Origin of the sequence: Rhodopirellula sp. JB055, from assembly GCF_043100905.1 — a bacterium.
Taxonomy (GTDB): Bacteria; Planctomycetota; Planctomycetia; order Pirellulales; family Pirellulaceae; genus Rhodopirellula.
The window spans coordinates 1-7011 of record NZ_JBICHO010000283.1 but is presented as its reverse complement, the minus strand read 5'-3'; the positions used below and the strand labels follow the sequence as shown (position 1 = coordinate 7011).

Sequence of the window (7011 nt, the reverse complement as noted above, 5' to 3'; positions counted from 1 at the left end):
CGCGAAAATGCTTCCGGGAGATAGCTTCGGAAAAAGCGAATCGAAAGCCAAAACTCCAAGGGTGAGCCTTACAACGAGGACCAGTCTATCACCGACGATGTGCGGACCCACGCTCCTTTGACGTATGCCAACTACGTGACGTTTGACCAACCGCTGCCCCTTCAGCGCGGCGGCGAACTTCCCGACGTTCGGTGCTGCTATGAGACGTGGGGCACCCTGAATGAAGACGCGTCCAATGCGATCCTGGTCTGCCATGCAGTCTCCGGTGACTCGCACGCGGCACGCCACAATCCTGACGACCAACCAGGTTGGTGGGATGGCTTGATCGGCCCCGGACTGCCCATCGACACGAATCGATTCTTCGTCGTCTGCCCCAACGTTCTCGGGGGCTGCCGCGGCAGCACCGGTCCTGGCGATGCAGACCCAACCTCGCCGAATGGCCAACCCTATGGCGCCAACTTCCCTCGGATCACGATTGGCGACATCGTGGAGGTTCAAAAGCGATTGGCAGACTACCTTGGAATCCAACGGTGGCGAGCAGTCGTCGGCGGCTCCCTTGGCGGGCACCAAGCCTTGCAGTGGGTCAATCGCTATCCCGATGCGGCCCAAACCTGCATCGCGATCGCCACGTCGCCACGACTCAACAGCCAAGCCCTCGGGTTCGATGTCATCGCTCGCAATGCGATCCAAACCGACCCACACTTCGCCGGCGGTCAGTACTACGACAAGGACCAACGCCCCGACACGGGATTGGCGATCGCACGAATGCTAGGCCACATCACGTACCTGTCCGTCGAAGCGATGGAGGCCAAATTCGATCCCGATCGCCACGACCCTCGGCAGATTGCATCGCAATTCGAACAGCGATTCAGCATCGGGTCTTACCTGGCACATCAGGGCCAAAAGTTCACGACACGCTTTGATGCGAATAGCTACGTGACGCTGTCCATGGCGATGGATCTGTTTGATCTCGGCGGCACACGTTTGAAGTTGATGGAAACCTTCGACGAAGCGACTTGCGATTTCCTGCTGGTCAGCTTCAGCAGCGACTGGTTGTTCCCACCGGCTCAGTCCCGTGACATCGTCAACGCACTGACGGCCTTAGACAAACGAGTCACCTACGCCGAAATCACCACCAATGCGGGCCACGATGCGTTTTTGATTGCCAAGGACATCGCGACCTATGGACCGCTGATTCGCGAGCGACTGAGAGACGCCGAAACGCACCCTGCGGTCCCATCCGACATCACGTTGAATGTCGACGAAGAATCGATCTTGGAAATCATTCCCAAAGGAGCCAGCGTGCTGGACCTTGGCTGCGGGAAGGGTCAATTGCTCGCCGCGATTCGCAACCGGCATCAGGAACCTGGACAACGACTGATGGGCGTCGAAGTGGCTCAAGAGAACCTGTTGTCAACGGCGATGCGAGGCATCGACGTGATCGATTACGACTTGAACAACGGGCGGCCCGCCTTCATTGACGACCTGTTCGACTACGTGGTGCTCAACGCGACTCTGCAAGCCGTCGAGAACGTCGTCGAATTGCTCGACGAAATGCTGCGAGTCGGGCGACATGCGATCATCAGCTTTCCCAACTTTGCCTATCGCCAACTCCGAGATCACTACGTGACGCATGGGCGATCGCCGAAAGCACCCGGCGAGTTTGACTTCGATTGGCACAACACGCCCAACCGACGCTTCCCTACGATCGCCGACGTTCGTGACCTGCTGGGCCAATTGAACGTCGTGATCGACCAGGAAGTCTTCTGGGACGTTGACCAGGGCCAACGCATCGAACCTGACAACGATCCCAATCTCAATGCCGACACCGCGGTGATCGCTTTCCACCGCGAGAGCCAACCAACCTGAGCGACCAACGTCGCTCAGACTCTCAAACGACCAGAACTCAAAACTCTGTGTCGATGACTTCTTTCGCAGCGCGAGTGCCCAGGGCTCCCCAGACGCCGAACGGCGATGGCGAACCAGGCGTCAAGAATCCACTGCCATGACGAACCTGAGCGCTGTTGCTGTTGCCGGCTTCGATCGAGTCCGTGATGAACTTGACCGCACCATCGCACATCAACACATGCACACCACCTTGGTGACGGCTGCTGGGAGTGACATCGCCTTCGCGCTCTTGGTTGCCTTGAAAGCACAACTCATCGTTGGGCGCCAAAACTGTGACAAAGCCGGTGTACAACGGACGAGCAAGCGCCCACTTGAAACCACGACGCTGCTCCGCGTCACCGGTGAAAGGCGTGCTGCCATCATTGCGCCAGAATTGAGGGCGATCCACGTCAATGTATTGACGACATGACAACGCATTGTTTTCTCGCCAAACTTCAACGGGGCTGTCCACTGCATGGGAACGCGTGTCGTAGTCACCCAAGTCGGTGATGATTTCACCCATCGCGATCGTGTTGGACAAACCGTCCAAGATGCCACGAAACTTGGTCTGCGTTCGCGGAATGAAGGCACCGCGACAGGCCGTTTGTTGATAGATCCGCAAACCCCGGCTGTTACCGAAGTCAGTGGTATCACCAACGTCGGCCAACGTCCCCGAGTCGCCCAAGCACACGGCGTAGTTCGTTCGGCCGTGAGCAGGCAAGCCGACGCCTGGATCGCTTGGGCAACGAAAAGTAGGAATGTTGGTCAACCACGGGTCATAAGGAAACGTGGCATGGGCGGCCAACTGACGGTTCGGCCAAGGTCCCATCGCCTGAAAACCTGAGTCCGTGGGATTGCTGATCACTTCCCAAAGACCTTGCTGCTCAACAAACGGCAGCATGCCAACCAACACGGACAAATCCGAGCGATTGCCGCCCGGAGGATTGATCCCATTGTCGGTTGGATAGTCGGTGTAAGTCCCTGAACCATGCTTCGGCATCGCGTTGTAAGCCGAGTGATAGTTGTGGATTGCCAAACCGAGTTGCTTGAAATTGTTGCTGCAACTCATGCGGCGAGCTGCCTCGCGAGCGGCTTGCACCGCCGGCAAAAGCAACCCAACGAGAACACCGATGATGGCGATCACCACCAGCAGCTCCACCAACGTGAAGCCTTGCGTCTTTCTACGTACGTTCATTGATAAAACCTTCCGAAAATTCGGTCAAAGTGGCGTCCATGAAGATCCTCTCGAAATCGAGCCCCAGAGCCCGATGACGAGAAAAGATCAGGATTGAGTTGGATCGGATGGAGGAACTTCTTCTTTGGGTTCTTTCAGCTCGGGGTTGTCGTTCAAAAACTGAGTCAGCTCGTCTGTCGACGTCGCGGCGGGCTTGGATTCGGTGCAACCACTGATGGCAGCCAGGCCAAGCAGCGCAGCCAAACCGAGCATTTTGAAGTGACAATATTTCATAGAACTATCTCCATGGATTTGAAATCGATCGTGACAGCAGCAGATCGAGAAACTTCTTCTCTGTTTTTGGCCACCTAGCCACTGCGTGAATTGAAATCGCGAGGCTGGGTGAAGAGCGAAAGGCGGATAACGCGCAAGAATCATGCTCAATGCACGCGATAAATCAATCGCATTTCACATTAGCTTGCTAATATGACACAATTCCAAGCCGATTCCACCATCAAAACCTATAGATCTCTCGGGAAGATTGCCCTCACTTGCGGGGCCGCAGCGGATGAGAACCGCGCGATCGCCACTGAAACTCACGTGTTGAAAACACGCACGAGCCGCCGAACGGACCCCGCAACGGACAACAGAGCACCCTAAACAGGGTCTATAGAAAGACCCTCCGCCTTAGAGGCAGCGCACTGGTTTACAATAAACGGAACACAATCCTGTTCAGCTCTGCTTTTGATCAGCGATCAGGATGACTCGGTCACCGATTTTCACTGGCACCCCTGTGACAATGATTTTTTCTCCTTCACCCGGTTTCTTCGCCTCCGAAGCGCCCCCCATGTCGACGGTCATCATTTTTTCGTCCTTGGTCTTCAACTTGACAACCAAGTGCTCTTTTCCGCGGACCGTGGCCGTTTTGGTTGACTGAACTTCACCGGCGTAGCGACTGCCGGATCGTTCGATCTTGTACATCCCGAGTTTCGGCAGATCGACAGCGGTCGCCACCAGCACCTCCTTCTCGCCTCGTTTCACCATCGGCCCGTAGAAAGTCGCTTGATCATCTTTGAAGAGTTGAACGCCTGTTGCATGTCCGCCGAGATCGATCCAGATGTCTTTGTCGCCTTGGGATTCGACCTGCATCATCATCGAGTACTCGTTGCCTCGCTGGACGGTCTTGATCTCGCGAACCGTGCCAGTCACTTCATGACGCTTGCCACTCAAACCATCTTTCACGGATTGAGCGATCGCGGATGGAGGAACCGCGTTTTTGGAGGTGCTGCCTAGCTCCGAGTAATCATAGTTGTCGTACATTCCATCGCCATCCTCGTCGACATAAGAGACGTACGCGTCGTTCAGATAATCTCCGTCACGATCGACGTACCGAGTGGATCGCTCGTACGTTCCGTCCTTGTCGCGATCCTCGTACGACACATAGCTTTCGTTGTAGTCCTCGCCATAAAACGTGTCGGCAGGAATGATCAATTGGTCGTTGTCTGAGTCGCTGCTTGTGCGAGCATCTTCATAGGAAAAGACTTCGTCATCCCAGCGTCCGATGGCCTCGTCCGTCGGGTTGTAGTCGTTGCCGTCAAACCATTCTGAGATGTCGTACCACGCGTCGTCTTCGACTTTGCTGCCGCGGTCCTCCGGATCAAAGTCTCCCGTTTGCCCCATTGCGACTGGCGTGCAGGCGAGCGGAAAAGAGACGGCAGCAGTCGCAACCAAGGAACGAAGCAGCGGTTGTTGGCGATGGAGAATTTTCATGGGGGAACCTTTTGTTGGTGAGGTTGAGTGCCCGCGTCTGCCACGGACATGGAATAAGCACCACTCAAAGGAGGCAAACGGCGCGCCAGCCCACCCACGAAAGGCTGCATGGCAGACCTCACACGACTGCAGCACCTGATCTGGAACCACTGCGGTCGCCCAGCGATCATGCCCGCCGGCCATCCTCAACGGTTTCGCCTCCGAAAATGCTTGCATCCTTGCGGTAACCCGCATCAAATCGAGGCACCAGACGGTTTGCCGTGTGTCGAACCGACCGGTAGACTCCCGCGATTACGCCATTTTGCCGCTAACAAGAGATTGCGAGCATGAGCTTTGGAGCCGGTGCAGACACGCAATTCGATACCATGCGCGGTCGCGAATTTCCCGCGATTCGCCAATTCACCATTTTCCTCGAGAACCGAGTCGGGCAATTGCTCGAAGTGGTGCGTCGATTCGAGGGGACTGGGATCCGAATCGTGGCCCTGTCGATCAACGACGCGGCAGAATGTGCGTTCGTTCGTTTCCTGATCAGCGACGCTGACCGCGGCCGCGAAATCCTGGAACGCGCGGGACTCGCCATCATCGAATCCGATTTGGTGGGCGTGGAATTGCCCGAAGGCCCTCAACCTCTGTTGAGAGTTTGCACGGCGTTGCTGCAAGCGGAACTGAACATCATCCAGTGCTACCCGTTGTTCATGCGTCCGCATGGCAAGCCCGCGGTCGCGATCATGGTTGAGAACATCGACCTGGCGATGAAAACGCTGACCGACAAGGGATTCCGGATCATCACGGAAGACGACCTGGACGCGGACAACCTCCCGCCGCAAGACATCTACTGAGCCGAACTGCCATCTCAGGCCCCATCGCACGATGGCTTTGCGAGTGGTCTGTCACGACTTATTCTTTCGGTAGTGGACAAGGCGACGAGTCCTGAACTGGCTTTGGGTAGTGGACGAGGCGACGAGTCCTGAACTGGCGTCAAATCCAAGGAGTCGGCGCCTCGTCCACGACGATCACCCCTCACTTTTAGCTGGGACAGACCACGAGGCCGTCACGCGTCTTTTGAAGTTGCACTTTTGCGTGAGGCATTGATTTTTTCATAACCCGACGCGTTAGCGAGGCGAAGTCAACATCGTTTTTCCCTCGCTGACGCTTCGGGTTTGGAGAAAAACGCAACTTCAAAAAAGCGCACCTCGTCCCCCTCCTGCCGCGGACAGTCGGTTGATCACTTCCTACGATGGACTTCCGAGGCCGCCGAAACCGATGCGAGCGACTTTCCGCGTCCCTCTGAATTCAGGTCAACGGCCCTGGAAGGCCATCGTCCATTTCGTCCAAACGCCGTTTTCGTGACTTCCCTCCATGAATGAACTGCCTCCTTACGATTCGTTTTTGCTGGTCTCCTTTGGCGGCCCCGAAGGCCCGGACGACGTGATTCCGTTCCTCGAAAACGTGTTGCGTGGCAAGAACGTGCCGCGTGAACGCATGATGGAAGTGGTCGAGCACTACAAACACTTTGGCGGCGTCAGCCCGATCAACGAGCAAAACCGGCAACTCATCGCAGCCCTGCAAAAACGCTTCGATGCCAATGGGATCGATCTGCCGATTTACTGGGGCAACCGCAATTGGGAACCTTACTTTGCTGACACCCTGCGTCAGATGAAGCAGGATGGCAAAAAACGTTCGCTGGCGTTTTTCACCAGTATGTTCAGCAGTTACAGCGGATGCCGTCAGTACCGCGAAAACATCATCCAGGCTCGCGAAGAAGTCGGCGAGGGTGCCCCATTGGTCGAAAAAGTCCGGATGGGATTCAATCACCCGGGCTTCATCTCCGCTTTGTCGGACAACGTGACCCAAGCGGCCCAATCCATCGGCGTGTCACCCGCCGAGACGAAAGTCCTGTTCACCGCGCATAGCATTCCGATGGGGATGGCGGACAATTGCGACTATGAAAAACAACTGCGAGAATCGTGTCGTTTGGTTGCCGACGCCTGCGGCGCGAGCGACTGGGACCTGGTTTATCAAAGCCGTAGCGGCCCGCCTTCGCAACCTTGGTTGGAACCCGATGTGCTGGACGCGATCACGGAGATGGACGAGGCAAAGAAACTCGAAACGCTGGTGATCTTGCCGATCGGTTTCGTCAGCGACCACATGGAAGTGTTGTTCGATCTGGATGAAGAGGC

General features: G+C 56.2%; 6 protein-coding genes. 3 read left to right on the top strand and 3 right to left on the bottom strand.

The annotated features are described in order from the left end of the window. Positions 1-99 precede the first annotated feature (99 nt). A complete protein-coding gene (locus tag ACF8AM_RS11425; protein WP_392555758.1) occupies positions 100-1869 on the top strand; it encodes a homoserine O-acetyltransferase in 1770 nt (589 codons plus the stop codon). A 37-nt stretch (positions 1870-1906) separates the two neighbouring features. On the opposite strand, the gene ACF8AM_RS11420 is transcribed toward ACF8AM_RS11425, so the two are convergent. The 3 genes from ACF8AM_RS11420 to ACF8AM_RS11410 form a co-directional block, all read right to left on the bottom strand. Continuing rightward, positions 1907-3082, bottom strand: a complete 1176-nt coding sequence (locus ACF8AM_RS11420; RefSeq protein ID WP_392555757.1) for a DUF1559 domain-containing protein — start codon at positions 3080-3082, stop codon at positions 1907-1909. 87 nt (positions 3083-3169) lie between these two features. Beyond that, complete coding sequence (locus ACF8AM_RS11415) at positions 3170-3355, bottom strand: hypothetical protein (RefSeq protein ID WP_392555756.1); 186 nt, start codon at positions 3353-3355, stop codon at positions 3170-3172. A 438-nt stretch (positions 3356-3793) separates the two neighbouring features. Then, complete coding sequence (locus ACF8AM_RS11410; protein WP_392555755.1) at positions 3794-4831, bottom strand: hypothetical protein; 1038 nt, start codon at positions 4829-4831, stop codon at positions 3794-3796. 326 nt (positions 4832-5157) lie between these two features. Between ACF8AM_RS11410 and ACF8AM_RS11405 the strand changes: the two genes are divergently transcribed. Both ACF8AM_RS11405 and ACF8AM_RS11400 read left to right on the top strand, forming a co-directional pair. Next, positions 5158-5670: an acetolactate synthase gene (locus ACF8AM_RS11405; RefSeq protein WP_392555754.1), complete on the top strand. Its 513-nt coding sequence runs from the start codon at positions 5158-5160 to the stop codon at positions 5668-5670. A gap of 520 nt (positions 5671-6190) precedes the next feature. Then, positions 6191-7011: ferrochelatase (locus ACF8AM_RS11400; protein WP_392555753.1), on the top strand; the 821-nt coding region annotated here is incomplete at its 3' end.

What these genes read in the sequence shown, in the direction of transcription:
- ACF8AM_RS11405 (WP_392555754.1), top strand. Translation starts at nt 5,158, where the DNA reads ATGAGCTTTGGAGCCGGTGCAGACACGCAATTCGATACCATGCGCGGT.
- ACF8AM_RS11420 (WP_392555757.1), bottom strand. Translation starts at nt 3,082, where the DNA reads ATGAACGTACGTAGAAAGACGCAAGGCTTCACGTTGGTGGAGCTGCTG.
- ACF8AM_RS11415 (WP_392555756.1), bottom strand. Translation starts at nt 3,355, where the DNA reads ATGAAATATTGTCACTTCAAAATGCTCGGTTTGGCTGCGCTGCTTGGC.
- ACF8AM_RS11410 (WP_392555755.1), bottom strand. Translation starts at nt 4,831, where the DNA reads ATGAAAATTCTCCATCGCCAACAACCGCTGCTTCGTTCCTTGGTTGCG.